The following is a 26,887-nucleotide window of genomic DNA, read 5'->3' as shown; positions in this document are numbered from 1 at the left end:
ACGCCACGCGAACTAATATCTTTAGGTAAGGAGGTGATCCAACCGCAGGTTCCCCTACGGTTACCTTGTTACGACTTCACCCCAGTCATGAATCACAAAGTGGTAAGCGCCCTCCCGAAGGTTAAGCTACCTACTTCTTTTGCAACCCACTCCCATGGTGTGACGGGCGGTGTGTACAAGGCCCGGGAACGTATTCACCGTAGCATTCTGATCTACGATTACTAGCGATTCCGACTTCATGGAGTCGAGTTGCAGACTCCAATCCGGACTACGACGTACTTTATGAGGTCCGCTTGCTCTCGCGAGGTCGCTTCTCTTTGTATACGCCATTGTAGCACGTGTGTAGCCCTACTCGTAAGGGCCATGATGACTTGACGTCATCCCCACCTTCCTCCAGTTTATCACTGGCAGTCTCCTTTGAGTTCCCGGCCGAACCGCTGGCAACAAAGGATAAGGGTTGCGCTCGTTGCGGGACTTAACCCAACATTTCACAACACGAGCTGACGACAGCCATGCAGCACCTGTCTCAGAGTTCCCGAAGGCACCAATCCATCTCTGGAAAGTTCTCTGGATGTCAAGAGTAGGTAAGGTTCTTCGCGTTGCATCGAATTAAACCACATGCTCCACCGCTTGTGCGGGCCCCCGTCAATTCATTTGAGTTTTAACCTTGCGGCCGTACTCCCCAGGCGGTCGATTTAACGCGTTAGCTCCGGAAGCCACGCCTCAAGGGCACAACCTCCAAATCGACATCGTTTACAGCGTGGACTACCAGGGTATCTAATCCTGTTTGCTCCCCACGCTTTCGCACCTGAGCGTCAGTCTTCGTCCAGGGGGCCGCCTTCGCCACCGGTATTCCTCCAGATCTCTACGCATTTCACCGCTACACCTGGAATTCTACCCCCCTCTACGAGACTCTAGCTTGCCAGTTTCAAATGCAGTTCCCAGGTTGAGCCCGGGGATTTCACATCTGACTTAACAAACCGCCTGCGTGCGCTTTACGCCCAGTAATTCCGATTAACGCTTGCACCCTCCGTATTACCGCGGCTGCTGGCACGGAGTTAGCCGGTGCTTCTTCTGCGAGTAACGTCAATTGATGAACGTATTAAGCTCACCACCTTCCTCCTCGCTGAAAGTGCTTTACAACCCGAAGGCCTTCTTCACACACGCGGCATGGCTGCATCAGGCTTGCGCCCATTGTGCAATATTCCCCACTGCTGCCTCCCGTAGGAGTCTGGACCGTGTCTCAGTTCCAGTGTGGCTGGTCATCCTCTCAGACCAGCTAGGGATCGTCGCCTAGGTGAGCCATTACCCCACCTACTAGCTAATCCCATCTGGGCACATCTGATGGCAAGAGGCCCGAAGGTCCCCCTCTTTGGTCTTGCGACGTTATGCGGTATTAGCTACCGTTTCCAGTAGTTATCCCCCTCCATCAGGCAGTTTCCCAGACATTACTCACCCGTCCGCCGCTCGTCACCCAGGGAGCAAGCTCCCCTGTGCTACCGCTCGACTTGCATGTGTTAAGCCTGCCGCCAGCGTTCAATCTGAGCCATGATCAAACTCTTCAATTAAAAGCTTGATTTGCTTCCACTCGAGAAGCGATGCTCAAAGATTTACTGCATGAATTTTACTTCAGTTAGTCACTCTTCAAGACTTGATATTTTTTGCATCCGAAGATGCTGGATATCGTCTTGTGGAGTGCCCACACAGATTGTCTGATAAATTGTTAAAGAGCAGTGAGTTAGGCGCTTTCGCTTGCTAACTCGAGGTGGCGTATATTACGCKTATAACTTCGTATAATGTATGCTATACGAAGTTTTMGCTTGCTAACTCGAGGTRGCGTATATTACGCTTTCCTCKTTCAGAGTCAACCCTAATTTTCAGGATTTTTTCTCTTTCTTCCCGGCCGCTGTGTGAAGTGAATCACTTGCGCCGTGTCGATGGAGGCGCATTATAGGGAGCCGGTTCAGAATGACAAGCGATAATATGCATTTTTTATCTGACCGCTCACTATTCATGCGTAACGCCTATTAAACCCGCTTTTTGATGGCTGCCGGCAGGTCCGCCAGGCTATTTAGCACCCAATCGGCCAGCTTTTCACCCTGCTCCGTCACCGGCTTGCCGGTACGCACCAGCACCTTGGTGCCGACGCCGGCCGCGATCGCCGCCTGCATATCTTCCGGTTTATCGCCCACCATATAAGAAGCGGCCATATCGATGTTCAATTCCTGCTGCGCTTGCAGCAGCATGCCCGGCTGCGGTTTACGGCAGTCACAGACCTGACGATACTCTTCCACTACCGCCTCCGGATGATGCGGGCAGAAATAGATGCCGTCGAAGTCGACGTCGCGATCGGCCAGCGACCAGTCCATCCACTCGGTCAGGTACATAAACTGGTCTTCGCTGAACTTGCCGCGCGCAATGCCCGACTGGTTGGTCACCATCACCAGCGCGAACCCCATCTTTTTGAGTTCGCGACAGGCGTCAATCACGCCGTCAATAAAGTGGAAATTGTCGATTTCATGGACATAACCATGGTCAACGTTAATCGTACCGTCACGATCGAGAAAAATTGCTGGAACGCTTTGTGTCACCGCTTTGCTCCTGAGGGGCTGAATACGCTGACAAGTATCGCATGTTTTACCCCGCACTGAGAACGCCGGAGAACCTCGCTGGTCGTTGACTTAGACGTCTAGACGCCTTAACATCTGAGCCATACCTTGGTTCCACGCCGGGGTTTACTTTTATCTAGCCACGGGCAACCACGCTAAAATAAGAAGAATATGATTAAACTTTCTAACATCACTAAAGTGTTCCAGCAGGGTTCGCGCACCATTACCGCGCTCTCTGACGTGACCCTTCACGTCCCTGCCGGGCAAATCTATGGCGTTATCGGCTCTTCCGGCGCCGGCAAAAGCACGCTGATCCGCTGCGCCAACATGCTTGAGCGCCCTACCTCCGGCCAGGTGCTGGTCGATGGCCAGGATCTGACGTCTCTGTCGGAAAGCGAACTGACGCGCGCCCGTCGCCAAATCGGCATGATCTTCCAGCACTTCAACCTGCTCTCTTCCCGCACGGTGTTCGGCAACGTGGCGCTGCCGCTGGAGCTGGACAATACGCCGCGCGCCGAGATCAAAAAGCGCGTGACCGAACTGCTGGAGCTGGTCGGCCTGGCGGACAAACACGACGCCTATCCGGCCAATCTGTCCGGCGGCCAGAAACAGCGCGTGGCGATCGCGCGCGCGCTGGCCAGCAATCCCAAAGTGCTGCTGTGCGACGAAGCCACCAGCGCGTTGGATCCGGCCACCACCCGTTCCATCCTGGAGCTGCTGAAAGACATCAACCGCCGTCTGGGCCTGACCATTCTGCTGATCACCCACGAAATGGACGTGGTGAAACGCATCTGCGACCAGGTCGCGGTCATCAGCCAGGGGCAGCTGATCGAAAAAGACAGCGTCAGCGAAGTGTTCTCACACCCGAAAACCCCGCTGGCCCAGCAGTTCATTCAGTCCACGCTGCATCTGGATATCCCGGACGACTACGCCGCGCGCCTGTCGCCGGAGCGTCAGGGCGACCGCCAGCCGCTGCTGCGCCTGGAGTTCACCGGTCAGTCGGTCGATGCGCCGCTGCTGTCTGAAGCCGCTCGCCGCTTCAACGTGAACAACAACATTATCAGCGCCCAGATGGATTATGCCGGCGGCGTGAAATTCGGCGTGATGCTGGCGGAGCTGCACGGCAGCGACGAAGACGCGCTGGCGACGATTAAGTTCCTGCAAGAAAATCAGGTAAAAGTAGAGGTTCTGGGTTATGTCTGAGGCAATGATGTGGTTGATGGCGCGTGGCGTGTGGGAAACCGTCATGATGACCTTTGTCTCCGGCTTCTTCGGTTTCGTGCTCGGCCTGCCGGTAGGCGTGCTGCTGTATGTCACCCGCCCGGGGCAGATCATCGCCAACAATTCGCTGTATAAGATCCTGTCCGGGCTGGTGAACATCTTCCGTTCCATTCCGTTCATTATCCTGCTGGTTTGGATGATTCCGTTTACCCGCATGATCGTCGGCACCTCGATCGGTCTGCAGGCGGCGATCGTGCCGCTGACCGTCGGCGCCGCGCCGTTCATCGCGCGCATGGTGGAAAACGCCCTGCTGGAAATCCCGTCCGGCCTGGTGGAAGCCGCGCGCGCCATGGGCGCCACGCCGATGCAGATCATCAAGAAAGTGTTGCTGCCGGAAGCCCTGCCGGGCTTGGTCAACGCCGCAACCATCACCCTGATCACCCTGGTGGGCTACTCCGCCATGGGCGGCGCGGTCGGCGCCGGCGGCCTGGGCCAAATCGGTTACCAATACGGTTATATCGGTTATAACGCCACAGTGATGAATACCGTATTAGTATTACTGGTAGTTTTGGTTTATCTGATCCAATTCTGCGGCGATCGCATCGTCAAAGCCGTTACCCATAAATAATTTCACCGCATATTAATGCGAGTCTAATGAGGAAGGGATATGTCGTTAAAATTTAAATCCATCGCGGCAATTGGCGCACTGATCGGCACGCTGGCTCTGACGGGCTGTGGCCAGGATGAAAAGAATCCGAACCACATCAAGGTCGGCGTGATCGTCGGCGCTGAGCAGCAAGTGGCTGAAGTGGCGCAGAAAGTGGCGAAAGAGAAATACGGTCTGGACGTTGAACTGGTCACCTTCAACGACTACGTGCTGCCTAACGAAGCGCTGAGCAAAGGCGATATCGATCTGAACGCCTTCCAGCACAAGCCTTATCTGGATCAGCAGATCAAAGACCGCGGTTACAAGCTGGTGCCGGTCGGCAACACCTTCGTTTACCCGATCGCCGGTTACTCCAAGAAAATTAAATCGCTGGACGAGCTGAAAGAAGGTTCGCAGATCGCGCTGCCTAACGATCCGACCAACCTGGGCCGTTCGCTGCTGCTGCTGCAGAAAGTCGGTCTGATCAAGCTGAAAGACGGCGTTGGCCTGCTGCCGACCGTGCTGGACGTGACCGAGAACCCGAAAAACCTGAAGTTGGTTGAGCTGGAAGCGCCTCAGCTGCCGCGCTCTCTGGACGATCAGCAGATCGCGCTGGCGGTGATCAACACCACCTACGCCAGCCAGATCGGCCTGACGCCGGCGAAAGACGGTCTGTTCGTGGAAGATAAAGACTCGCCTTACGTCAACCTGCTGGTTGCGCGCGAAGATAACAAAGATGCGGAAAACGTGAAGAAATTCGTCCAGGCCTATCAATCTGACGAAGTTGACGCGGCCGCCAACAAAATCTTCAACGGCGGAGCGGTGAAAGGCTGGTAAGCGCTTATTCACCTATTTTATTCCTATAATTGCAAGACGGGCCAAGGCCCGTCTTGTTATTTCCGCCATAGCTTGCTTCAATAGCGCCACTTTCATTAAGGCAGAGGAATCTCAATGCGTGTTTTACCTCTCTGTTTGTTAGCGCTCGCGCTGGCCGGATGTTCATCGCAGCGTATCGCGCCGTCCTCAACAAGCAGCACCAGCAAGCCGACCACCACCGCTCCGGCCAAGACCACGCCGGCCGCCCGCCCCGCTCCGGTAAAACTGTACAAAAGTGCAGAAGAGCTCGTGGGCAAGCCGTTCCGCGATCTGGGTGAAGTGTCCGGCGAATCGTGCCAAACCACCGTGCAAGACTCTCCACCGAATCTGGCCACCGCCCGTAAACGCATGCAAATCCGTGCGTCTTACATGAAGGCCAACGCCGTGCTGCTGCACGACTGCCAGATTGTCAGCGGCGTCGCCGGTTGCTATCAACAGGCCGTTTGTCAGGGCTCGGCGCTTAACGTCTCGTCCAAATGACCGAATTCGTTTTCGAGCAGATCGGCGTGATCCGCTCGCCCTATAAAGAGAAATTCGCCGTGCCCCGCCAGCCGGGGCTGGTCGAAGACGGCGGCGGCGAACTGCTGCTGCTGCCGCCTTACAACCAGGCGGAAGCGGTGCGCGGCCTCAGCGATTTTAGCCATCTGTGGGTGATGTTCATTTTCCATCAAACCATGGAGGGTGGCTGGCGCCCGACGGTGCGTCCACCGCGTTTAGGCGGCAATGCCCGCATGGGCGTGTTCGCCACCCGCTCCACCTTCCGCCCCAACCCGCTCGGCATGTCGCTCATTGAGCTGAAGGGCGTGCGGGTGAAAAACGGTGAAGTGGCGCTGGAACTGGGCAGCCTCGACCTGGTCGACGGCACCCCGGTGGTGGACATCAAGCCTTATCTGCCGTTCGCCGAGAGCCAGCCGCAGGCCCGCGCCGGCTTTGCTCAGGCCGCGCCCGCCGGCGATATGCCGGTGCGTTTCGCACCGCAGGCCGAGCAGCAGCTGCAGCAACATCAGGCGCGCTACCCGCAATTAAGGCGTTTTATCAGCCAGGTGCTGGCGCAAGACCCCCGTCCCGCCTATCGTAAAGGAGAGGACATCGAACGGGATTACGCCGTCTGGCTGTTGGATTTCAACGTGCGCTGGCGCGTCGTGGACGGCCACACCGAAGTGTTGGCGCTCGACCCGCGTTAAAATTCCGCCGCCTCTCTTTTGGCGACCCGCTCGCGCTGGTAAACTAAACCACTTTTGTCACTTTTGGCCGCCACTCTGGCAGCCCGATGCAATTTGCAGTTCTAACGGAACCAAAACACCATGCGTACTAGCCAATATCTGCTCTCCACTTTGAAGGAGACACCTGCCGACGCCGAAGTGATCAGCCACCAGCTGATGCTGCGCGCCGGGATGATCCGCAAGCTGGCCTCCGGTCTTTACACCTGGCTGCCGACCGGCCTGCGCGTTCTGAAAAAGGTTGAAAACATCGTTCGCGAAGAAATGAACAATGCTAACGCGATCGAAGTTTCCATGCCGGTGGTTCAGCCTGCCGATCTGTGGCAGGAAAGCGGCCGTTGGGAGCAATACGGCCCCGAGCTGCTGCGCTTCGTCGACCGCGGCGATCGTCCGTTCGTACTGGGCCCGACGCATGAAGAAGTGATCACCGATCTGATCCGCAACGAGATCAGCTCGTACAAGCAGCTGCCGCTGAACTTCTTCCAGATCCAGACCAAGTTCCGTGATGAAGTGCGCCCGCGTTTCGGCGTGATGCGTTCCCGTGAGTTCCTGATGAAGGATGCCTACTCCTTCCACACCTCACAGGAGTCTCTGCAGGAGACTTACGACGCGATGTACGAAGCATACAGCAAAATCTTCAGCCGCATGGGCCTGGATTTCCGCCCGGTGCAGGCGGATACCGGCTCGATCGGCGGCAGCGCCTCGCACGAATTCCAGGTGCTGGCGCAGAGCGGTGAAGACGATATCGTGTTCTCCACCGGTTCCGATTTCGCCGCCAACATCGAGCTGGCGGAAGCGGTCGCGCCGGCAGAGCCACGCGCTGCAGCCAGCGAAGAGCTGCGCCTGGTGGATACGCCGAACGCCAAAACCATCGCCGAGCTGGTCGAGCAATTCCAGCTGCCGGTGGAAAAAACCGTGAAGACGCTGATGGTGCGCGCCACCGAAGAGAGCGGCCATAAACTGGTCGCCCTGCTGGTGCGCGGCGATCACGAACTGAACGAAATCAAGGCAGAGAAGCTGGCGCAGGTTGCCGCGCCGCTGACCTTCGCCACCGAAGAAGAGATCCGCGCCATCGTCGGCGCCGGCCCAGGCTCGCTTGGCCCAGTCAAGCTGCCGATGCCGGTGGTAGCCGATCGCAGCGTAGCGGCGATGAGCGATTTCGGCGCCGGCGCCAACATTGACGGCAAACACTACTTCGGCATCAACTGGGAGCGCGATCTGCCGCTGCCGCAGGTGGCCGATATCCGTAATGTGGTAGAAGGCGACGCCAGCCCGGACGGTCAGGGGACGCTGCTGATCAAACGCGGCATCGAAGTGGGCCATATCTTCCAGCTCGGCACCAAGTACTCGGAAGCGATGAAAGCGACCGTGCAGGGTGAAGACGGCCGCAACCAAGTGCTGACCATGGGTTGCTACGGCATCGGTGTCACGCGCGTCGTGGCCGCCGCCATCGAGCAGAACCACGACGAACGCGGCATCATCTGGCCGGACGCCATCGCGCCGTTCCAGGTGGCGATCCTGCCGATGAACATGCACAAGTCATTCCGCGTGCAGGCGCTGGCGGAAGAGCTGTACAACACCCTGCGCACCCACGGCATCGATGTGATCCTCGATGACCGCAAAGAGCGTCCGGGCGTGATGTTCGCGGATATGGAGCTGATCGGCGTGCCGCACTCTATCGTTATCGGCGATCGTAACCTCGACAACGAAGAGATCGAGTACAAGAACCGCCGCGTCGGCGAGAAGAAAATGATCAAAACCGGCGAAATCGTTGATTTCCTGCTGGGCCAGATCAAACGCTAAGCGCCGATCGCCAGAGAATAAAAAACCCGCCTAGGCGGGTTTTTTTATATCCGAAACGCGTTACTTGCTGCTGCAGCTTTTACTGCGGTCGAACGCGATCTTGCCGTCCGGCACCACCGCTTTTTCAATCTGCCCCTCTTCCATCGACGGCTGCACGCTGAAGTGCGCGTTGAAGGTCAGGAACACCGGCTCGCCGGCAGTCTTATTGGCCTTGGCGTAACCTTGCTCCAGCGCGATGTTGTTATCCACCGGGAAAGTGATGCCGGTGGCGCAATCTTTGAACACCGCCGCGTCGGCCATATAGCTGTAGCTGCCTTTCATCACCATCGGGGTTTTAGGCAACGGCTTTTCGACCGGCTCCAGACGGTAATTCAGCTTGGACTCGATCGGCGCGCCGCTGCGATCCAGCATCTCCAGGCTCTTGCCCACCGGACGGAAGTAGCGTTTCTCGCCGGTGCTGTCGGTCAGCACCAGCTTATCCGCGGTGCGCGCCCATTTGCCGTAGTCGGCAAAGGTCTGATCGCCGTCTTTGCTGCCGCGATAGGTTTCCTGCAGCACGAAGGTGCCGTCTTCATCCAGGAACAGCGCCGTATCCAGACCGCCGCAATCGGCGCAAGGCAACACCCCTTGATAACTCTGCGGCATCGCCTGCAGCGGTTGTTCCTTCGGTTGATAATGATTGTTGCATCCCAACAACGAGAGTGCGCCTGCCGCCAAGAACAGGGCTATCGTAATTTTCTTCACAGTTATTCTCCTACTGTGTTCATGTATTCCTAAGTGCGAACCTTGCCGCGCAGCGCCTTGGTGGCGCCTTTACGCGTCTTGCCTTCCAGGCGACGCAGTTTCGCTCCTTTCGTCGGCTTGGTCGCCTTGCGCGTTTTTTCCACCACCATCGCCTGCTGAATCAACGCGACCAGCCTGGCCAACGCCGCTTCGCGATTCAATTCCTGACTGCGATACTCTTGCGCCTTGATAATCACCACGCCATCGGCGGTAATTAAATGATGATTCAGCGCCAGCAGCCTTTCCTTATAATACTCTGGCAGGCTAGATGCCCGGATGTCAAAGCGCAAATGGATCGCCGTTGAGGTTTTGTTCACGTGCTGGCCGCCCGCGCCCTGCGCGCGGATCGCCGTCAATTCCAGCTCATTATCCGGTATGGCGACGTTTCTTGACAGTTCCAGCACCGGTCACACCTGTGCCCGCTGCCACTCGGCAAATTGGATTTCCAGACTATTCTGAGCATCGGACAGCCAAATAGTTCCTTCCTGCAGCGTCGCCTGCAGCGTCATGGTGCGGCTGGCCAACGCCGTCAGCCGCGCCAGCTGCTCGTCGTCGAGGAAGCGTACGCTCAGGTTCTTGTAACCGGCCACTTTGCCCTGCATCGCCTGCCACCAAACGTGCGCGGCGCGCTCGCCGTAAGCGTACAACACCACGCGCGGCGACTGGTTGCAGGCCTTGCGAATGCGCTTCTCGTCAGGCAACCCCATCTCGATCCACATTTCCAGCCCGTTATGGTCGTTGCGCTGCCAGATCTCCGGCTCATCGTCGGCGCTCAGCCCTTTGGTGAACACCAGCCGCTCGTCAGCATGGCAGATCCAGGCCAACAGGCGCAGCATCATGCGCTGTTCATTTTCGGACGGGTGTTGCGCCAGCGTCAGCGTGGCGTCGTGATAGAAGTGACGATCCATATCAGCGATATTGACCGCGGCTTTATAAATGGTTGCTTTCAGCGCCATGGGTGACCTCGTTGTTATTCGGCGACAGTGTACTTGATCAGGGGTGAACGCCGCCAGCGCAGCCCGGCTCGGCGCAGAACGAAAGGCGTGTCGGGGTGCTGATAACTCCATAACAGCTGTGCTATAGTCGTCTAGGATAGGATAAAACTCCGAGAGCCTGCGCCTCATCGCGAGAGCGGTCTTGATGATGCAGAGGTTCTTAAGGGAGGAAACTGTGCAACAATACTGTGAGTTAGTACGCCGTACTTACGCCGAGATTGGCAGTGGAGATCTTGGCTACGTGCCTGATGCGCTGGCTTGTGCGTTAAAGGCATTGGACGATGTCGCAGCGAACGACGCGCTACCGTCCTCCGTTAGGGAACAGGCGGCCTTTGCCGCCGCTAACTTATTGGTGAGCGACTATGTTGATGAATGATGAGTACCAACCCATCAATTGCGATGACTACGACAACCTGGAACTCGCCTGTCAGCATAAACTTATTCTGAAGCTGGAGTTACGCGACGGAGAAGTGATCGAGGCCAAGGCGATCGACCTGCTGCAAAAGAAACGCGTTGAGTATCTGACCATCGAACAGAACGGCCAGCAGCGCGACCTGCGTCTGGACCATATCAGCAGTTTCAGTCATCCGGAAATCGGTACCGTGGTCGTCAGTCTGTCGGACTGAGCAGCGGTAACCCCATCCCAACAGGGCAGCCCAACGGCTGCCCTCGTCATTTAGGGCTTCAGGCTGGCGTAATAAGCCGCCAGATCGGCGATATCGTCATCCGACAATCCCGACACATAGGCTTTCATCACCTCGGCCTGGCCGCCGTTGCGCTCCCCTTTCTTATACGCCTGCAACGCGTGCTGCAGGTACATGGCGTTCTGCCCGGCGAGATTCGGGTACATCGGCACCGTCACCTTGCCCTGCGCGCCGTGGCACGCCGCACAGGCGGCGGCTTTGGCCTGACCGGCGGCCGCATCCCCCGCCGCCAACGCCGGCAGGCTGAACAGGCCGGCGGCCAACAGCGTGATCCCCACTAACTTCATCAGTGCTCCTCGCGATTATGATTTTTTTTCCCAGCGCAGCCGCCACGGGCGTTCGCCTTCCGGCACCTGCCCCGCCTCACAGACGAATACGCCCAGCGCGGCGATCAGCTGCTCATCATAATAAATCAACGGGATGCGTTCACGCTGCCAGGGAGGAATACCCAGCTCCTGCCACAGTTTTTTTATCGGCCGCGAATGGGCGCGCCCCACGATGCGCACCGCGCCCTGCACGCCGCCGAAACGAATGCTGATCCGCTGCGCTGGCTGCGGCGCGCGCAGCGCCAGATCGCCCTCACCGGCAACCAACTGCCCCAGCCCGTCCGGCAACGTCAGCGGCTGGTCAGGCCGCCAGGGCAGATGCACATCGCGCAGCGCCGCCAGCGGCGGCAGCAGGTGCAGTCGGTCACGGAAACGGCGGATCTGATAGGCGCCGAGCTGCAGCTGCGGTTCGGCGTCTTCCCGGCTGAGTGCCACCTCCTCCCACAGGCGCTGTAGCTGCTCACGCGCCGGCATAGTGACGTTAAACAACGCGATCCAGCGCCGCAACAAAGCGAAACGCCGTACCGGCGAACAGTCGGTCAGGCCGTCGATCGCCAATGAGCGATCCGCCGCCAACAGGCTTTGCAGCGGTTCCGCCAGCAGTTCGTCCAGCAGCTGCTCCTGCTCGGCGCACAGGCTGGCGCTGCGCGCCACCGCCGAAGCGAAGTGCGGCCAGCGCTGGTTGAGCTGCGGCAAAACCTGCAAACGCAGGAAATTGCGATCGAAGCGCGTGTCCTGATTGCTGTCGTCATCTATCCAGCTTAAGGCGTGGCGCTGCGCGTAGCTTTCCAGCGTTTGACGCGAGCAGCCCAGCAACGGCCGCAACAGCAAGTGCTCGCCCAGCGTGGCGCGCGCCGCCATCGCCGACAACCCCGCCGGCCCGCTGCCGCGCTTGAGCGCCAACAGGAAAGTTTCGCTTTGATCGTCAAGGTGTTGGGCGGTAAGCAGCGCTTCTCCCTCCGCCAGGGCGGCGCTGAAAGCGGCATAGCGCGCCGCACGCGCCGCCGCTTCGATGCCGCCCTGGCGGGCATCCACCTGCACGTGCGTCACCGTCAGCGGGATCCGCCACTCGGCACATCGGCTGCGGCAATGCTCAACCCAACGGTCGGCAAAGGCGCTCAGGCCATGATGCACGTGCAGCGCACGCAGCTGCAGCGCCGGACGCTGGCTGCGCAACGTCGCCAGCAGATGCAGCAGCACGCTGGAATCCAGGCCGCCGCTGAACGCCACCAGCAGCCGCTGCTGCGCGCCCAGTTGGTCCGCTACCTGCGTCGTTAATTGATCAGTATCCATCGGTAGGCTTTGTCACTTCTACATAGCTGCACGTTAACCCCGCCTACCGCCATCAATCAAGCATTAACCGTCCGGGCCTGGCGCCGCGTCAGCAGCCACCAGCCGCCCAGCACCGCGATCACCGCCAGCGCGCACCCGGCCGCCCCCCAGCCGATCTGGGCGAAAATGCGGCCATACGCCTGCATCGCCGCCCCCTCGATGTGGTCTTCGGCGGTCTGATTGGCGATGATGCCCGCCAGATAGTTGGCGATCGAACCGGTCGCCAGCATATAGATACCGGTCAACACGCCGGTGGCGCCGGGGATATTCAGCCGGGTGATCTGCGCCATCGCCACCGGATCGATAAACAGTTCGGCGAAGCCCATCACCGCCAGGCCGGCGATCATCAGCCCCATCGAACCCGGCCCGTGCAGCCGCGTATTGAGCGCCATCAGCATAAAGCCGACGCCGATCAACAGCAGACCGAAGGCGAACTTGCACCAGATGCGCAGCGTCCGGTCGCCCGCGCCACCGCCGCTCGCCAGCCAGGCCAGCGCCACGCCGCCCAGCATCACCGCGCAGGCGTTAACCGACTGGAACAGCGCGGTCGGCACCGTCCAGCCGAACCAGCGCCGGTCGACGAAGTGATCGATAAACAGGCTGATGGAGCTACCTCCCTGCTGGGCAAAAGCCCAGAACAGCGTGCCCAGCAGCATCAGTACGATGATCTGCCACAGCCCCCGCCGCTGGCCGGCGTCCGCACGCAGCATAATGCGCGCCACCAGCGCCACCGCCGCCACGCACACCAACCCGAGCAAATAGCCGGCCCAGCCGCGTTCAAACAGCAGCGTGAAGAACAGCGGCGACGCCAACAGCGCCGCCAACAGCCAGCCCCAGTGCGGCAGGCCCAGGCTTCTGGCGCGCATCAGCGGGGCATTCACGCCGCGAGTGTGGCGGAAATGGCGTCCGCCCAGCAGAAAAATCACCAGGCCTGCGAACATGCCGATCCCGGCCAACGCAAAGCCGACGTGCCAGCCATAGCGCTCGGCCGCCAACCCACAGGCGATCGGCGCCAAAATGGAACCGACGTTGCCGGCGGCGTACAGCAGCGAGAAGCCCCCTTCGCGGCGCGAGTCCTGCGCCGGGTAAAGCTCGCCCAGCAGGCAGCTGATATTGGATTTGAACAGGCCGTAACCGCAGATGATGATCGCCAGCGCCAGATAGAGCGACTGGGCGGAGACCGCGCTCAGGCCGAGCACGATATGCCCCAGGGTCATCAGCGCCGCGCCGGCGATCACCGCGACGCGGTTGCCCAGCAGGCGGTCGGCGAGCCAGCCGCCCAAAATAGGAGTGACGTAAACTAACGAAGCGTAAGCGCTGTAGAGATCGATGGCGTGGCTGTCGGTATAGCCGAGTTGGTGGGTCAGATAGAGGATCAGTAACGCACGCATGCCGTAAAAGCTGAAATATTCCCAAATTTGTATCGCTACGACATAGTAGATTGCGCGCGGCTGTGAGGGTGTTTTCATGGTGGTCTCCCATCAGTCGGTGAACGACAAAGGGGAAGCGCGAGCGCCTCCCCTGTTTTTGGCTGCGGTTATTTCGCCTTCAGCACTTTCACCCGATAACGTCCGTCCGCCTGACGGTAGGCGCCGTGAATGTCGGTTTCAAAGCCCGGATAATGCGCGCCGATTTCGCACAGCATCTGCAGGAACTCCAGCACCGGCCGGCTCTCTTCGGTCAGCATCTCGCCCGGCATCACCAGCGGCACGCCCGGCGGGTATGGGAGGATCATGTTGGCGTTGACCTTACCGACCATCTCTTCCAGATAGACCTCTTCCACTTCGCCGTGCAGCTCTTTCTGGAACGCCTGATACGGGTTCATCACCATGGTTGGCAGCACTTCGAATGCGCGGTACATCAGGTCCGGCAGGTTGTGTTGCTCCACCAGGCGGTGAATGTTCTGCGCCAGATCCTGAATGCGCATGTTTTCATAGAAATCAGGCGCTTCCTGATACAGCGAAGGCAGCATGTTTTTCACCCGCAGGTTCAGGTCGAACGAGCGTTTGAAGTCGGTCATCGCGCGCAGCAGGCTGAGCGCCTTGGTTTTATCGATACCGATGCTGAACAGGAACAGCAGGTTGTACGGCCCGGTTTTCTCGACGATGATGCCGCGCTCGTCGAGGTATTTCGCCACGATGCTGGCCGGGATGCCGAACGGCTGCATCTCGCCTTCCTTGCTCATCCCCGGCGTCAGAATGGTGACCTTGATTGGATCCAGATACATGTGTTCATTGTCGATGTTCTTGAAACCGTGCCAGGCGCTGTCGGAGCGCAGCGGCCAGCATTCCGGCTCATCGATATGCTCCGGCTGCCAGACGTCGAAGAACCAGCCGTCGGATTCGACTTTCAGGCGTTTGATCTCTTTACGGAACTTGATCGCGCGTTCGATAGAACCGTGGATCAGGCGCTTGCCGGCGTTGCCTTTCATCATCGCCGCAGCGGTTTCGGTCGAGGCCACAATGCCGTAGTGCGGCGAAGTGGTGGTGTGCATCATGTAGGCTTCGTTGAAGGTCTCTTCGTTGATGTCGCCCTTCACGTGGATCATCGACGCCTGCGAGAAGGCCGCCAGCAGTTTGTGAGTGGACTGGGTTTCATAGATCACCTTGCCCTCCACGCGGCCGCCGCTCATGCCGCACTTGCCTTTATAGATCGGATGGAAGTTGGTGTAAGGCACCCAGGCGGAGTCGAAGTGGATAGACTTCACGTCCAGGGTGTTCTTGATAAAGTCGGTGTTGTACAGCAGGCCGTCATAGGTGGAGTTGGTGATCACCGCGTGCACCGGCCAGGTGGCGTTCGGGGTGTCCTTCACGCGTTTGGCGATGGTGGCGCGCTGGAACTCGCTCTGCGGAATGCCGCCGAGGATGCCGTAAGCGTTGCGGGTCGGGCGGAAATAGATCGGCGTGATGTCGCTCATCATCATCAGGTGAGTCAGCGACTTGTGGCAGTTACGGTCAATCAGCACCGTGCTGCCCGCCGGCGCCGAATACATGCCGACGATCTTGTTGGCAGTGGAAGTGCCGTTGGTGACCATGTAGCTGCGTTCGGCGTTGAACACGCGAGAAATATACTCTTCCGCCTCTTTGTGCGGGCCGGAGTGATCCAGCAGCGACCCCAGTTCGGACACCGAAATCGAGATATCCGACTTCATGGTGTTCGGGCCAAAGAAATCGTAGAACAGGCTGCCGACCGGGCTTTTCTGGAACGCGGTGCCGCCCATATGGCCCGGCGTACAGAAGGTGTATTTGCCTTCGCGCACGTATTTGAACAGCGCCTTGGTCAACGGCGGCAGGATGGTGTCGATATACTCGTCGGTATTCTGTTTGATCTTGGCGGCGATGTCGGTTGCCGCGCCGAGCGCATATTCGAAGAAGCGCACCTGCATGCGCAGATCGTTCAGGCTGACGTCCAACGTGGAATAGGTGTTGGCGAATGCGTACAGCGGCATGTATTCGTTCAGCTGGCTGATCTCTTCGCACAGCTCCAGATTGTATTTGTCCCAGTCGAAGATCACCCCGCACAGACGGGCGTTGTTCTCGATCAGTTTCAGCAGGTCTTCGCGATCGTTAGGGTAAACGATGCGGAAATCCAGACTTTCCAGCGCCTGATGCAGTTCACGGATAGGCTCTTCTTTAAAGTAGACACCCATGTGATTCATGATGGCGATAACGTTCATATGCATTTCTCCTGGCAAAGCAAGCCCCTTCCCGTCGCGGCTGACAGGTCGGAAAGAAAGGGGCTGGGTAAATTCAGTCGGTCAGCGGACGCGAATCAGTGCGCTTTGGCCGTGGTGTTTTCATCGACCGCCGCTGCGTTGGCAGCCTGGCGGGTATTCATTTTCCGGGCGTAGAACATCAGGATAATCAGGCTGATGATAAAGGTGCCGGACAGTTCGAAAGAGTTAGCGCCCATCAGCGCGATGAAGCAGAAGCCGCAGCCGCACACTGAAGCGATCAGGCTCAGCAGGTTGCGCACGTTGACCCCTTCAAAGCGGATCAGGTCTACGCAGGAGTAGAAGTAAGGCAGCATGGTCAGCAGCACCGCGATACCGGTCAGCTCGCCGAACAGGTCGGACGCTTTGCCGCCGGCGGAGCTCATCAGGGTGATCAGCACCATCAGCGCGGTCATTTTGCAACCGGCCAGCAGCAGGCCTTTCTTCGGAATGCCGTTTTTATCCAGCTCGCCGTACACTTTCGGGAAGTTGCCGTCGTTGGCGGCGCGCACCCCGGCCTGGCCGACCAGCATCATCCACGAACCGAGCGAGGTCAGGCAGGCGAAGGCGGTGAAGGCGGAAACCATCGGTGCGGCCCAGTTGCCCATAATCGCCGAGGCGCTGATGGCGAACGGCGCGCCGCTGGCGGCCATTTCAGACGCCGGGAACATGCCGCTGATCACCTGGGTGGCGGCGATGTAGATGATGCCCGCCAGACCGGTGCCGAGCATGGTCGCCAGCGGTACGGTGCGTTTCGGGTTTTTCACCATGCCGGTGCTGACCGCCGCGGATTCCACGCCGATGAACGCCCACAGGCACAGCAGGATACTTTTGATGACCGCATGGCTGTCGGTGGTGCCGGAGGTATTCCAGTTAGCCTGGTAGGTGGCGGCGTCAAACCAGTGCCAGCCGAGGGTGGCGGTCACGATCACCGGGATCAGCACCAGCACCAGGCCCAGGGTGGTCAAACGGCTGACCCAGGTTCCGCCCAGCATGTTAACGAAGGTGAAGACCCACACGATGGCGATACAGGCGATGCCGGCGGGCACCGGGTTGTTCAGCGCCGGGAAGAAGGTGGAGAGATAAGAAACGGCGGTAATGCCGATGGCCAGGTTACCGATCCAGTTGGCATGGTAATAAAGCACGCCGGTCTGGAAACCGAAGGCCGGGGAAATTTCACCGGCGTAGGCGATAGGGCCGCCCTGCTGTGGGTTTTTGGTGGCGAGGCGGGCATACACATAAGCCAGCGACATCGCCCCGATAATCGAGATCACCCATCCCCAAATGGCGATGGATCCGAGACTCGCCAGGTTGGCGGGCAATAAGGCAATCCCGCTCCCCATCATATTACCGGCGACGACGCCGGTGCAGGCAATAAGCCCTATTTTCTTGGGTGAAGCCATGGTCAGTTTCTCCTGATTTACGTTTCTTATAAGCCATGCCCATAAATAAAAGATTTTAATGAGCCGGCTTGATAGTCAGGATGCTAACCATCGGGGGGAATAAAGTCCTAAAGATAAAGTGAGATTACGCTCATGATCATACAAATGATAACCTGAGGTTTTTTATTAACACATCAAGATAAAAAGACAGGCTAAAGAAAAGATAAACATCATTTAAAAACAAAAAGATGACAAGGTTAATAACGCATAACAAATGGCAAAAAAGAGATAATATCGCGCAGCAAAATAATACATTCATGCAACATGACTTCACCAATAAATAACGCCGCCATGATCCCCGAAGAATAAGAGCGGCGTGATATTGGGTTAATTATTGGCGCTGATAGTTATTTAAATAAGGCACCACGTTGGTCAATGACGTCTGGAATACGCCATTGGTGATCCAATGCAAGGTATCCTCACCGGGGCGAAGATTGAAGGCGGTAATATAAGAGTCGGCCGCCAAATGATTCTGCCCCTGCATTTCATACACCTTGCCCAGCAGCACATAATTCAGCCACGACATTTGCAATTCAATCCCCAGATCGATCGCCCGGTGCGCCTCGTCAATGCGCCCCTGCGTCAAGGCATCTACCGCCAGAACTTGCTGCATGATCGGCGTGTTTTTCAATTCGGGGATCGCCGCCAGATGGCTGATATCGGCGCGCAATTGCCCCAAGGCCGGGCTGTCGAACGGTTGATAAGAATTGCGCAGCAGATCCACCAACGCTTTTTCAGCCAGCAGATAGCGGAAGTTCGGCGCGCTGTTAATCAGCTCGCTCAGCTGGGCGCTGGCGCGGGTCAACGAATCGGCGTCACCGCGGATCAGCAACTGATGCGCCTGGTAGAAACGCTGCAGCAACGGCCCGTTGTCGGGCAGCAACTGCGCCAGACGCTGCTCCAGCTGTGGCGGCCAAGGCTGCTTCAGCGCCGCGGACAGGCTGGCGAGGAAGTCGGTCTGGATCTTCAGCTGGTTATCGGCGGTGATGAAGTAACGCTTGTCCAACATGATCGAACTGTCAGCGTTATCCACCAGCCGCACGGAGAGGAAACACTGCTGGGCGCGGTAGTGGCGCTGATTGACGAACTCGATATACAGCGACTTGCCCGAGTTGCTGGGGCCGGAATAGTTGTAGTTGGTCTGGTCGTGCACCAGGAAGGTCGAGTAAGTGTTCAACGAATCGGTAATCAGCTCGCTGACGCCCACCACGTAAGAGAGCTGCGGCATCCAGTTGCTGCAGCTCTCGCCGCCCTGAATGCGGATATCGATATCGCGCGGGTTGAGCAGCACCGGCATGGTCGATACCGGCACGCGCTGCGACAGCGTGGCGATGCCGACAAACGCCACGCAGACGCTTAGCGCACTCAGAAACGCCAGCCACACCCAGAACGTCGAGCGGCGATAAAAATGCGGCTTCTTCTCGCCGGGCGCGGCAGCCGGCACGCTTGCCCGGCGCGGCGGCACATAGGGCGTATCCTCTTCATCATCGCTGCCGTCTTCCGGCTCATGCATGATCACCGCGATCTGCGGCGCCGGTGCAATCGCGGGTTGTGTCTCCCCCTCTTCACACCAGATCACCGACGTCGCCAGCTTATACCCGCGCTTGGGCACGGTGATAATGTATTCCGGGCTATCGCTGTCGCCGTCTTTCAGGTACTTGCGCAGCTCTGAAATACATTGGGTCACCACGTGGTTGGTGACAATATTGCGCTTCCAGACGTTGTCGATCAGCTCGTCGCGGCTCAGCACCACGTCGGGGTGCCGGGCGAAATAGCACAGCATGTCGATCAGGCGCGGTTCCAGCGTTTTCTGGCGACCATCGCGGCTGATGGTGTTGTCGGCAGGAGTAACCAGCCACTCCCCGACGCGAAAAGCAGGCTCTTGCATGGCGGAAATAACTCTGTAGGCATGTAGGGCAAGGGCGCGATCATAGCATAACCGCCCCCGGCTGTGGCCGCCGGGAGGCGATTAAGCCGTTAACTCTCGTATAATTCTAACGGTAAACCATCGGGATCGCTGAAAAAGGTAAAGCGGGATTGGGTGTAGGGATCGACACGCACCGGTTCGCAGGCAACGCCGGCCGCCTGCAGATGAGCGATAGCCTGATCGATGTCGTCGACGCTGAACGCCAGATGGCGCAGGCCGCAGGCCTCCGGGCGGCTGACGCGAGCCGGCGGCGAGGGGAAAGAAAACAGCTCGATGGTGTATTGCCCGTTGAGCGCCAGATCCGCTTTCCAGGAGCCGCGCTCCTCACGGTAGACTTCGCTCAGCAAGGTAAACCCGAGAATGTCGCAGTAAAAACGCTTGCTGGCGGCGTAGTCCGCGCCAATGATCGCGATGTGGTGCACCTGACGTAATGCCAGCATAGAAACCCTCCCCAGTTCATTCTGATGGGGCACGGTATCCGGCGGCGGCGATGCCGTCAATGAAAAAGCCCGGCTTATCTTGCCAAACCGCCAGGCGCGTTATGGCCTTATGGCTGCGGGGCTTTCAGCACCTTCACCAGATAGCACCCGTCTTCCGTCAGTTTGGCGCCGTGGATATCGGTTTCAAAACCGGGATAGCGCTCACCGATCGAGCATAGCATCAGCAGGAAATCGAGCACCGCCCGGCTCTCTTCGGTGATCATTTCCCCCGGCATCACCAACGGCACGCCCGGCGGATAAGGCAGGATCATATTGGCCGCCACCTTGCCCACCAACTGATCCAGCTCGCAGGTTTCGACATTGCCGCGCACCTGCTCCTGGAACATCTGGTGCGGCGTCAGCTTCATTTCCGGCAGCACGTCGAACGCCCGCTGCATCAGGCCTGGCAGATCGTGTTGGCGGATCAGGCGATGAATGCCGGCGGCCAGATCCTGGATGCGCATATGGCGATAGAAATCCGGATCTTCGGCGTACAGATCCGGCAGCATGTTCTTCACCCGCAGGTTGAGATCGTAGGCGCGCTTGAAGTCGGTCAGGCCGCGCAGCAGGCTCATCGCCTTGGTTTTATCGATGCCGATACTGAACAGGAACAGCAGGTTGTACGGCCCGGTCTTCTCCACCACGATGCCGCGTTCGTCGAGGTACTTCGCCACCAGCGCCGCCGGGATCCCCTCTTCTTCCAGCGCGCCCAGCTCATTCATGCCCGGTGTCAGGATCGTCACCTTGATCGGATCGAGGTACATATGATCGCGATCGGTCTGGCCGAAACCGTGCCAGTTATCGTCCGGATCCAGCGGCCAGCACTGCGCCTCATCGATCTCTTCCGGCTGCCAGATATCGAAGAACCAGCTGTCGCTCTCCTCGCGCAGCCGCTGCACCTCTCGGCGAAAATGCAGCGCGCGCTCCACCGAACGGTTGATCAAACGCCGCCCCGGGTTGCCGCGCAGCATGGCGGCAGCGGTCTCCATCGACGCCACGATGCCGTAGTGCGGCGAAGTGGTGGTGTGCATCATGTAGGCTTCGTTGAAGGTGCTCTCATCGTAGTCACCCTTGATATGAATCATCGAGGCCTGCGAGAAGGCGGCCAGCAGCTTGTGGGTGGATTGGGTTTCGTAGAAAACCTTGCCGGGCACCCGCTCGCCGCTCATGCCGCTTTTGCCGTCGTAAATCGGATGGAAGTTGGTGTAAGGCACCCAGGCGGAGTCGAAGTGGATCGATGGCACCTCCAGCGTCTGCTTAATGTAGTCGGTGTTGTACAACAGGCCGTCATAGGTGGAGTTGGTGATCACCGCGTGCACCGGCCAGGTGGCGTTCGGCGTCGCCTGCACCCGGGCTGCGATGCTCTCGCGCGTGAATTCGCGCTGCGGGATCCCGCCGAGGATGCCGTAGGCGTTGCGCAGCGGGCGCAGATAGATCGGCACGATATCGCTCATCATCAGCAGGTGGCACAGCGATTTGTGGCAGTTGCGGTCGATCAGTACCGTGCTGCCCGCCGGCGCCGAATACATGCCGACGATCTTGTTGGCGGTGGAGGTGCCGTTGGTGACCAGATAGCTCTGCTCGGCGTTGAAGGTGCGCGCGATATACTCTTCGGCCTCCAGGTGCGGCCCGGTGTGATCCAGCAGCGAACCGAGCTCGGTAACCGAAATCGAGATGTCGGCCTTCAGGGTGTTGGCGCCGAAGAAGTCATAGAACAGGCAGCCTACCGGGCTTTTTTGAAACGCGGTGCCGGCCATGTGGCCCGGCGTGCAGAAGGTGTACTTGCCTTCGCGCACATAGTTGAACAGCGCCTTGGTCAGCGGCGGCGTGATGGTGTCGATGTATTCCGCGGTGTACTGCTGGATGCGCTGCGCGATGTCGTCCGCCGCATTCAGGCCGTACTCGAAGAAATAGAGCACCATGCGCATTTCATGCAGGCTGACGTCGAAGGTGGAGTGGGTATTGATAAAGGCGTACAGCGGCAGGTATTCGTTCAGCTCGTTGATCTCGCTGCACAGCTCCAGGCTGTAGTCGTCCCAGTCGAAGATCACCCCGCAGATGCGGGCGTTGGCTTCGATCAGCTTCAGCAGATCACCGCTGTTTTTGGGGTACACCAGCTGGAATCCCATGGCGGCCAGCGCAGCGTGGAGCTCGCGAATCGGCTCATCTTTGTAGTAGACGCCCGTCGGGCCCATGATGGCGATGATATTCATCGGCAGCTCCTGTCAGTTAACGGCCAAGTCTCTATAACACCACGAAAATCCGGCGGTGTGTAGCCAAAAAAAACCGCCCGGAGGCGGTTTCTTGCAGCGAAGCACAGAACTCAGCAGTAGCCGTAGTTCATCAGACGCTGGTAACGGCGGTTGAGCAACTCTTCGTCGTTCAGACCATCCAGATCTTTCAGATCGGCCAGCAGCTGCGCTTTCAGCGCGGCGGCCATCGCCGGCACGTCGCGGTGCGCGGAACCCAGCGGCTCCGGGATCACCGAGTCGATCAGCTTCAGCTCTTTCAGACGCGGTGCGGTGATGCCCATCGCTTCTGCGGCCAGCGGGGCCTTATCGGCGCTCTTCCACAGGATGGAGGCGCAGCCTTCCGGCGAAATCACCGAGTAGGTGCTGTACTGCAGCATGTTCACCTTGTCGCCCACGCCGATCGCCAGCGCGCCGCCGGAGCCGCCTTCGCCGATGACGGTGCAGATGACCGGCACGTTCAGACGCGACATCTCACGCAGGTTGCGCGCGATAGCTTCCGACTGGCCGCGTTCTTCCGCGCCCACGCCTGGATAAGCGCCCGGGGTATCAATAAAGGTGATGATCGGCATCTTGAAGCGTGCGGCCATTTCCATCAGGCGCAGCGCCTTGCGGTAGCCTTCCGGCGCCGGCATGCCGAAGTTGCGGCGGATCTTCTCTTTGGTTTCACGGCCTTTCTGGTGCCCGATGATCATCACCGGGCGGCCATCCAGGCGCGCAATGCCACCGACGATCGCTTTGTCGTCAGCGTAAGCGCGATCGCCCGCCAACTCTTCGAAGTCGGTAAAGATGTGTTTGATATAATCCAGGGTATAAGGACGGCGCGGGTGGCGTGCCAATTGGGCAATCTGCCAGGCCCCAAGATCGGCAAAAATCTTGCGCGTCAGCTCAACGCTCTTTTCACGCAGGCGCTGAACCTCTTCGTCCAGATTAATATCTAATTTTTCGTCTTGACGGCTGACTGCAGTCAGCGAGTCAATTTTCGCTTCCAGCTCTGCAATCGGCTGTTCAAAATCAAGAAAATTCAGACTCATAGCATTCCTATTTTAGTCAAATTCCAAGTCCACCTGCTCATTGCCTACCAACGTCCGCAAGTCGATCAACAAGCGGTCGGTGGGCGTCACGCGCCAGGTTGCGCCAAAACGCAGCTTGGCTCGCGCATCTTCCCGTTGATAGTAGAGATGCACTGGAATCGTCCCCGATCGATGGGGTTCCAACGACTGACGGAGACGGTTCAAAAGCTGGTCATCAATTTGCCTGTCAGTCAGCGAGATAGCAAGCCCGCGAGCGTATTTTTCCCGGGCTTCACTGATGTCCATTACCTCGCGGGCCATCATTTTAAGCCCGCCGCTAAAGTCATCAAAGCTGACCTGTCCACTGGCGATAAGGATACGGTCTTTTTCCAACAAATGCTGGTATTTTTCTAACGCTTCGGTGAATAACATCACTTCCAGACGGCCCGAACGGTCATCCAGCGTGCAGATGCCGATGCGGTTGCCGCGCTTGGTCACCATCACCCGCGCGGCGACCACCAACCCAACGGCGGTAGTCATTTTGCCCCGATCCGTCGGGTGCATGTCTTTCAAACGCTGGCCACCGGCGTAACGTTCGATCTCCTTCAGGTACTGGGTGATCGGGTGGCCGGTCAGGTACAGCCCCAGCGTCTCCCGTTCACCGTCCAGCACCACCTGCTCCGGCCAGGGCGCGATATTGGCGTAGGATTGCTCTACCTGCTCCGGCGCTTCCGCCAGCACGCCAAACATATCCACCTGGCCGATAGCTTCGGCTTTCGCATGCTGATCCGCCGCTTTCAACGCGTCGCCGAGCGAATTCATCAGCGCGGCGCGATGCGGCCCAAGGCGATCGAACGCCCCGGACATGATCAGTTTTTCCAGAATGCGGCGGTTCAGTTTCTTGATGTCGGAGCGCGCGCAGAGATCGAACAGGTCTTTGAAGTAACCTTGTTCGCCGCTGTTGCGCGCCTCGATAATCGCCTCGATTGGCCCTTCCCCTACGCCCTTGATGGCGCCGATGCCGTACACGATCTCGCCGTCGTCGTTGACGTGGAAGTGATACAGGCCGCTGTTGATGTCCGGCGGCAGGATCTTCAGCCCCATGCGCCAGCATTCGTCCACCAGCCCCACCACTTTGTCGGTGTTGTCCATATCGGCGGTCATCACCGCCGCCATAAACTCGGCCGGGTAGTGGGCCTTCAGCCACAGCGTCTGGTACGACACCAGCGCATAGGCGGCGGAGTGCGATTTGTTGAAGCCATAACCGGCGAATTTCTCCACCAGGTCGAAGATTTTCACCGACAGTTCACCGTCGATGCCGCGCGCTTTGGCGCCGTCTTCAAAGCCGCCGCGCTGCTTGGCCATTTCGACCGGGTTCTTTTTACCCATCGCACGACGCAGCATGTCCGCGCCGCCCAGCGTATAGCCGGCCAGCACCTGGGCAATCTGCATCACCTGTTCCTGATACAGGATGATGCCGTAGGTCGGCTCCAGCACCGGCTTGAGCGACTCGTGCTGCCACTGAATGTCCGGGTAGGAGATCTCTTCACGGCCGTGTTTGCGGTCAATGAAGTTATCCACCATGCCCGACTGCAGCGGCCCCGGACGGAACAGCGCCACCAGTGCGATCATGTCTTCGAAGCAGTCGGGCTTCAGACGTTTGATCAAATCTTTCATGCCGCGCGATTCAAGCTGGAACACCGCCGTGGTTTCCGAGCGCTGCAGCATGTCGAAACTTTTCTTGTCGTCGAGCGGAATGGCGGCGATGTCGATCGGCTCCAGCCCGGTCTTGGCGCGCCGGGCGTTGATCATCTCCAGCGCCCAGTCAATGATGGTCAGGGTGCGCAGACCGAGGAAGTCGAACTTCACCAGCCCGGCGTATTCCACGTCGTTCTTGTCGAACTGGGTCACCGGGTGGTTCCCTTCGGCATCGCAGTACAGCGGCGCGAAGTCGGTGATCTTGGTCGGCGCGATCACCACGCCCCCGGCGTGTTTACCGGCGTTGCGCGTTACCCCTTCCAGCTTGCGCGCCATGTCGATCAGCGCCTTGACCTCTTCGTCGGCCTCGTAAATTTCCGGCAGCTGCGGTTCGGCGGCGAAGGCTTTCTCCAGCGTCATGCCCGGATCCGGCGGCACAAGCTTGGAAATGCGATCGACGAAGCCGTACGGGTGCCCCAGCACGCGGCCCACGTCGCGGATAACCGCTTTCGCCGCCATGGTGCCGAAGGTGATGATCTGCGATACCGCTTCGCGGCCGTACATCTCCGCCACGTGCTCGATCACCTGGTCACGCTTCTCCATGCAGAAGTCGACGTCAAAGTCGGGCATTGAGACACGTTCCGGGTTCAGGAAGCGTTCGAACAGCAGATCGAACTCCAGCGGATCGAGGTCGGTGATTTTCAACGCATAGGCCACCAGCGAACCGGCGCCGGAGCCGCGCCCCGGGCCCACCGGCACGTTGTTGTCCTTCGACCACTGGATAAATTCCATCACGATCAGGAAGTAGCCGGGGAACCCCATCTGGTTGATCACCTTCAGCTCTACGTCCAGACGCTCGTCATATTCCGGGCGGCGCTGCGCGCGCACTTCAGGATCGGGGAACAGGAACTCCAGACGCTCTTCCAGCCCCTCTTTCGATTTGAGCACCAGGAAGTCCTCGGTGCTCATATCGCCGGTCGGGAACTGCGGCAGGAAGTATTCGCCAAGGCGAATGGTGACGTTGCAGCGCTTGGCGATTTCGACGCTGTTCAGCAGCGCTTCCGGGATGTCGGCGAACAGTTCGCACATCTCGTCTTCGCTGCGCATGTATTGTTGCGGGCTGTAGTTGCGCGGCCGCTTGGGATCGTCCAGCGTAAAGCCGTCGTGAATGGCGACGCGAATCTCATGAGCGTCGAAGTCATCTTCCACCAGGAAGCGCACGTCGTTGGTGGCCACCACCGGCAAGCCGCGCTCAGTGGCCAGCGCCACCGCCGCATGCAGGTAGTTCTCTTCGTCCTGACGGCCGGTGCGGATCAGTTCCAGATAGTAACAGTCCGGGAAATGCTGCTGGTAGAAATCAAGACACTGATCCACCTGCGCCTGGTTGCCGCGCAGCAGAAACTTGCCGACGTCGCCCTGACGCGCACCGGAGAGCAGGATCAGCCCTTCGCGATGTTCAATCAGCCAGTCGCGATCGATAGTCGGGCCGGCGGCGCCGTAGCCGCGCTGATAGGCGCGGGAAATCAGCAGCGTCAGGTTCTGGTAGCCTTCGTTGTTGCTGGCCAGCACCGTCAACTGAGCCAGTTCATCGCCCAGCTCTTCGCTTTGCACATGGAAATCCGCGCCGATGATCGGTTTGATCCCGGCGCCGTGCGCGCTGCCGTAGAATTTCACCAGCCCGCACAGGTTGGTGAAATCGGTGATTGCCAGTGCAGGCATGGCTAACGCGGCGGCTCTTTTCACCAGCGGCGCCGTCTTGGCCAATCCATCAATCATGGAGTAGTCACTGTGGACGCGCAGGTGAATAAAACGAGGTTCGGCCATCTCCAGATACCTGATTGAAGGGGCTCAG

General features: G+C 58.8%; 22 protein-coding genes and 1 rRNA gene. 8 read left to right on the top strand and 15 right to left on the bottom strand.

Annotated elements, in window-relative coordinates:
* Positions 1-26: 26 nt before the first annotated feature.
* Both L085_RS09335 and gmhB read right to left on the bottom strand, forming a co-directional pair.
* Positions 27-1,568: ribosomal RNA gene (locus L085_RS09335) — 16S ribosomal RNA — on the bottom strand.
* 459 nt (positions 1,569-2,027) lie between these two features.
* Complete coding sequence (gene gmhB, locus L085_RS09330; RefSeq protein ID WP_015378880.1) at positions 2,028-2,591, bottom strand: D-glycero-beta-D-manno-heptose 1,7-bisphosphate 7-phosphatase; 564 nt, start codon at positions 2,589-2,591, stop codon at positions 2,028-2,030.
* A 189-nt stretch (positions 2,592-2,780) separates the two neighbouring features.
* Here gmhB and metN point away from each other — a divergent pair, with 189 nt between their 5' ends.
* From metN to proS, 6 genes are all read left to right on the top strand, one after another.
* Positions 2,781-3,812, top strand: coding sequence for a methionine ABC transporter ATP-binding protein MetN (gene metN, locus L085_RS09325; protein WP_004932012.1), 1,032 nt, complete (start codon positions 2,781-2,783; stop codon positions 3,810-3,812).
* Positions 3,805-4,458 (top strand): methionine ABC transporter permease MetI, encoded by a 654-nt coding sequence (locus L085_RS09320; protein WP_004932010.1) that lies wholly within the window; start codon positions 3,805-3,807, stop codon positions 4,456-4,458. The genes metN and L085_RS09320 overlap by 8 nt, the downstream gene beginning before the upstream one ends.
* A gap of 39 nt (positions 4,459-4,497) precedes the next feature.
* Positions 4,498-5,313 (top strand): MetQ/NlpA family lipoprotein, encoded by an 816-nt coding sequence (locus tag L085_RS09315; RefSeq protein WP_019455780.1) that lies wholly within the window; start codon positions 4,498-4,500, stop codon positions 5,311-5,313.
* Between the two features lie 114 nt (positions 5,314-5,427).
* Positions 5,428-5,832: an Rcs stress response system protein RcsF gene (gene rcsF / locus L085_RS09310; RefSeq protein ID WP_004932006.1), complete on the top strand. Its 405-nt coding sequence runs from the start codon at positions 5,428-5,430 to the stop codon at positions 5,830-5,832.
* The gene (tsaA, locus tag L085_RS09305) at positions 5,829-6,536 is read left to right on the top strand and encodes a tRNA (N6-threonylcarbamoyladenosine(37)-N6)-methyltransferase TrmO (protein WP_004932003.1); all 708 of its coding nucleotides are present in this window, start codon (positions 5,829-5,831) and stop codon (positions 6,534-6,536) included. Before rcsF ends, tsaA begins: the two co-directional genes overlap by 4 nt.
* A gap of 120 nt (positions 6,537-6,656) precedes the next feature.
* Positions 6,657-8,375, top strand: a complete 1,719-nt coding sequence (gene proS / locus L085_RS09300; protein WP_044030610.1) for a proline--tRNA ligase — start codon at positions 6,657-6,659, stop codon at positions 8,373-8,375.
* Positions 8,376-8,435: 60 nt separating this feature from the next.
* Here proS and nlpE read toward each other — a convergent pair whose 3' ends face one another.
* From nlpE to L085_RS09285, 3 genes are read right to left on the bottom strand one after another with little or no spacing between them, the layout of a single operon-like run.
* Positions 8,436-9,119, bottom strand: a complete 684-nt coding sequence (gene nlpE / locus L085_RS09295) for an envelope stress response activation lipoprotein NlpE (RefSeq protein ID WP_004932000.1) — start codon at positions 9,117-9,119, stop codon at positions 8,436-8,438.
* Positions 9,120-9,148: 29 nt separating this feature from the next.
* Complete coding sequence (arfB, locus tag L085_RS09290; RefSeq protein WP_004931997.1) at positions 9,149-9,562, bottom strand: alternative ribosome rescue aminoacyl-tRNA hydrolase ArfB; 414 nt, start codon at positions 9,560-9,562, stop codon at positions 9,149-9,151.
* Between the two features lie 3 nt (positions 9,563-9,565).
* A complete protein-coding gene (locus tag L085_RS09285) occupies positions 9,566-10,114 on the bottom strand; it encodes a YaeQ family protein (RefSeq protein ID WP_015378883.1) in 549 nt (182 codons plus the stop codon).
* 214 nt (positions 10,115-10,328) lie between these two features.
* Between L085_RS09285 and L085_RS09280 the strand changes: the two genes are divergently transcribed.
* The gene (locus L085_RS09280) at positions 10,329-10,529 is read left to right on the top strand and encodes a YaeP family protein (RefSeq protein WP_004931993.1); all 201 of its coding nucleotides are present in this window, start codon (positions 10,329-10,331) and stop codon (positions 10,527-10,529) included.
* The gene (rof, locus tag L085_RS09275) at positions 10,516-10,779 is read left to right on the top strand and encodes a Rho-binding antiterminator (protein ID WP_004931991.1); all 264 of its coding nucleotides are present in this window, start codon (positions 10,516-10,518) and stop codon (positions 10,777-10,779) included. The genes L085_RS09280 and rof overlap by 14 nt, the downstream gene beginning before the upstream one ends.
* Before the next feature lie 50 nt (positions 10,780-10,829).
* On the opposite strand, the gene L085_RS09270 is transcribed toward rof, so the two are convergent.
* The 10 genes from L085_RS09270 to dnaE form a co-directional block, all read right to left on the bottom strand.
* On the bottom strand, positions 10,830-11,144 hold the full coding sequence (locus tag L085_RS09270; RefSeq protein ID WP_004931989.1) for a c-type cytochrome: 315 nt from the start codon (positions 11,142-11,144) through the stop codon (positions 10,830-10,832).
* Positions 11,145-11,159: 15 nt separating this feature from the next.
* The gene (gene tilS, locus L085_RS09265; RefSeq protein ID WP_044030609.1) at positions 11,160-12,476 is read right to left on the bottom strand and encodes a tRNA lysidine(34) synthetase TilS; all 1,317 of its coding nucleotides are present in this window, start codon (positions 12,474-12,476) and stop codon (positions 11,160-11,162) included.
* 56 nt (positions 12,477-12,532) lie between these two features.
* The gene (dtpD, locus tag L085_RS09260; RefSeq protein WP_044030608.1) at positions 12,533-13,984 is read right to left on the bottom strand and encodes a dipeptide permease DtpD; all 1,452 of its coding nucleotides are present in this window, start codon (positions 13,982-13,984) and stop codon (positions 12,533-12,535) included.
* A gap of 68 nt (positions 13,985-14,052) precedes the next feature.
* A complete protein-coding gene (gene cadA / locus L085_RS09255) occupies positions 14,053-16,191 on the bottom strand; it encodes a lysine decarboxylase CadA (RefSeq protein ID WP_004931982.1) in 2,139 nt (712 codons plus the stop codon).
* 95 nt (positions 16,192-16,286) lie between these two features.
* Positions 16,287-17,630 carry a cadaverine/lysine antiporter gene (cadB, locus tag L085_RS09250; protein WP_033639529.1) on the bottom strand — a complete coding sequence of 448 codons (1,344 nt, stop codon included), beginning with the start codon at positions 17,628-17,630 and terminating at the stop codon, positions 16,287-16,289.
* 370 nt (positions 17,631-18,000) lie between these two features.
* On the bottom strand, positions 18,001-19,557 hold the full coding sequence (gene cadC / locus L085_RS09245) for a lysine decarboxylation/transport transcriptional activator CadC (RefSeq protein ID WP_021505645.1): 1,557 nt from the start codon (positions 19,555-19,557) through the stop codon (positions 18,001-18,003).
* Between the two features lie 89 nt (positions 19,558-19,646).
* Positions 19,647-20,036, bottom strand: a complete 390-nt coding sequence (locus L085_RS09240) for a VOC family protein (protein ID WP_015378887.1) — start codon at positions 20,034-20,036, stop codon at positions 19,647-19,649.
* 107 nt (positions 20,037-20,143) lie between these two features.
* Positions 20,144-22,288 carry a lysine decarboxylase LdcC gene (locus tag L085_RS09235; protein WP_004931974.1) on the bottom strand — a complete coding sequence of 715 codons (2,145 nt, stop codon included), beginning with the start codon at positions 22,286-22,288 and terminating at the stop codon, positions 20,144-20,146.
* A 110-nt stretch (positions 22,289-22,398) separates the two neighbouring features.
* Positions 22,399-23,358, bottom strand: coding sequence for an acetyl-CoA carboxylase carboxyl transferase subunit alpha (accA, locus tag L085_RS09230; protein WP_004931972.1), 960 nt, complete (start codon positions 23,356-23,358; stop codon positions 22,399-22,401).
* A 12-nt stretch (positions 23,359-23,370) separates the two neighbouring features.
* Positions 23,371-26,859: a DNA polymerase III subunit alpha gene (dnaE, locus tag L085_RS09225; RefSeq protein ID WP_004931970.1), complete on the bottom strand. Its 3,489-nt coding sequence runs from the start codon at positions 26,857-26,859 to the stop codon at positions 23,371-23,373.
* Between the last annotated feature and the right edge of the window lie 28 nt (positions 26,860-26,887).

Source organism: Serratia sp. FS14 (assembly GCF_000695995.1).
Lineage (GTDB): Bacteria > Pseudomonadota > Gammaproteobacteria > Enterobacterales > Enterobacteriaceae > Serratia > Serratia nematodiphila.
The sequence above is the reverse complement of the archived record's forward strand: the minus strand, read 5'-3'. Positions and strand labels throughout refer to the sequence as shown.

Excerpts from the sequence above, each read along its gene's own strand:
- metN (WP_004932012.1), top strand. The coding sequence starts at position 2,781 with ATGATTAAACTTTCTAACATCACTAAAGTGTTCCAGCAGGGTTCGCGC.
- L085_RS09320 (WP_004932010.1), top strand. The coding sequence starts at position 3,805 with ATGTCTGAGGCAATGATGTGGTTGATGGCGCGTGGCGTGTGGGAAACC.
- L085_RS09315 (WP_019455780.1), top strand. The coding sequence starts at position 4,498 with ATGTCGTTAAAATTTAAATCCATCGCGGCAATTGGCGCACTGATCGGC.
- rcsF (WP_004932006.1), top strand. The coding sequence starts at position 5,428 with ATGCGTGTTTTACCTCTCTGTTTGTTAGCGCTCGCGCTGGCCGGATGT.
- tsaA (WP_004932003.1), top strand. The coding sequence starts at position 5,829 with ATGACCGAATTCGTTTTCGAGCAGATCGGCGTGATCCGCTCGCCCTAT.
- proS (WP_044030610.1), top strand. The coding sequence starts at position 6,657 with ATGCGTACTAGCCAATATCTGCTCTCCACTTTGAAGGAGACACCTGCC.
- L085_RS09285 (WP_015378883.1), bottom strand. The coding sequence starts at position 10,114 with ATGGCGCTGAAAGCAACCATTTATAAAGCCGCGGTCAATATCGCTGAT.
- rof (WP_004931991.1), top strand. The coding sequence starts at position 10,516 with ATGTTGATGAATGATGAGTACCAACCCATCAATTGCGATGACTACGAC.
- L085_RS09270 (WP_004931989.1), bottom strand. The coding sequence starts at position 11,144 with ATGAAGTTAGTGGGGATCACGCTGTTGGCCGCCGGCCTGTTCAGCCTG.
- tilS (WP_044030609.1), bottom strand. The coding sequence starts at position 12,476 with ATGGATACTGATCAATTAACGACGCAGGTAGCGGACCAACTGGGCGCG.
- dtpD (WP_044030608.1), bottom strand. The coding sequence starts at position 13,984 with ATGAAAACACCCTCACAGCCGCGCGCAATCTACTATGTCGTAGCGATA.
- cadA (WP_004931982.1), bottom strand. The coding sequence starts at position 16,191 with ATGAACGTTATCGCCATCATGAATCACATGGGTGTCTACTTTAAAGAA.
- cadB (WP_033639529.1), bottom strand. The coding sequence starts at position 17,630 with ATGGCTTCACCCAAGAAAATAGGGCTTATTGCCTGCACCGGCGTCGTC.
- cadC (WP_021505645.1), bottom strand. The coding sequence starts at position 19,557 with ATGCAAGAGCCTGCTTTTCGCGTCGGGGAGTGGCTGGTTACTCCTGCC.
- L085_RS09240 (WP_015378887.1), bottom strand. The coding sequence starts at position 20,036 with ATGCTGGCATTACGTCAGGTGCACCACATCGCGATCATTGGCGCGGAC.
- L085_RS09235 (WP_004931974.1), bottom strand. The coding sequence starts at position 22,288 with ATGAATATCATCGCCATCATGGGCCCGACGGGCGTCTACTACAAAGAT.
- accA (WP_004931972.1), bottom strand. The coding sequence starts at position 23,358 with ATGAGTCTGAATTTTCTTGATTTTGAACAGCCGATTGCAGAGCTGGAA.
- dnaE (WP_004931970.1), bottom strand. The coding sequence starts at position 26,859 with ATGGCCGAACCTCGTTTTATTCACCTGCGCGTCCACAGTGACTACTCC.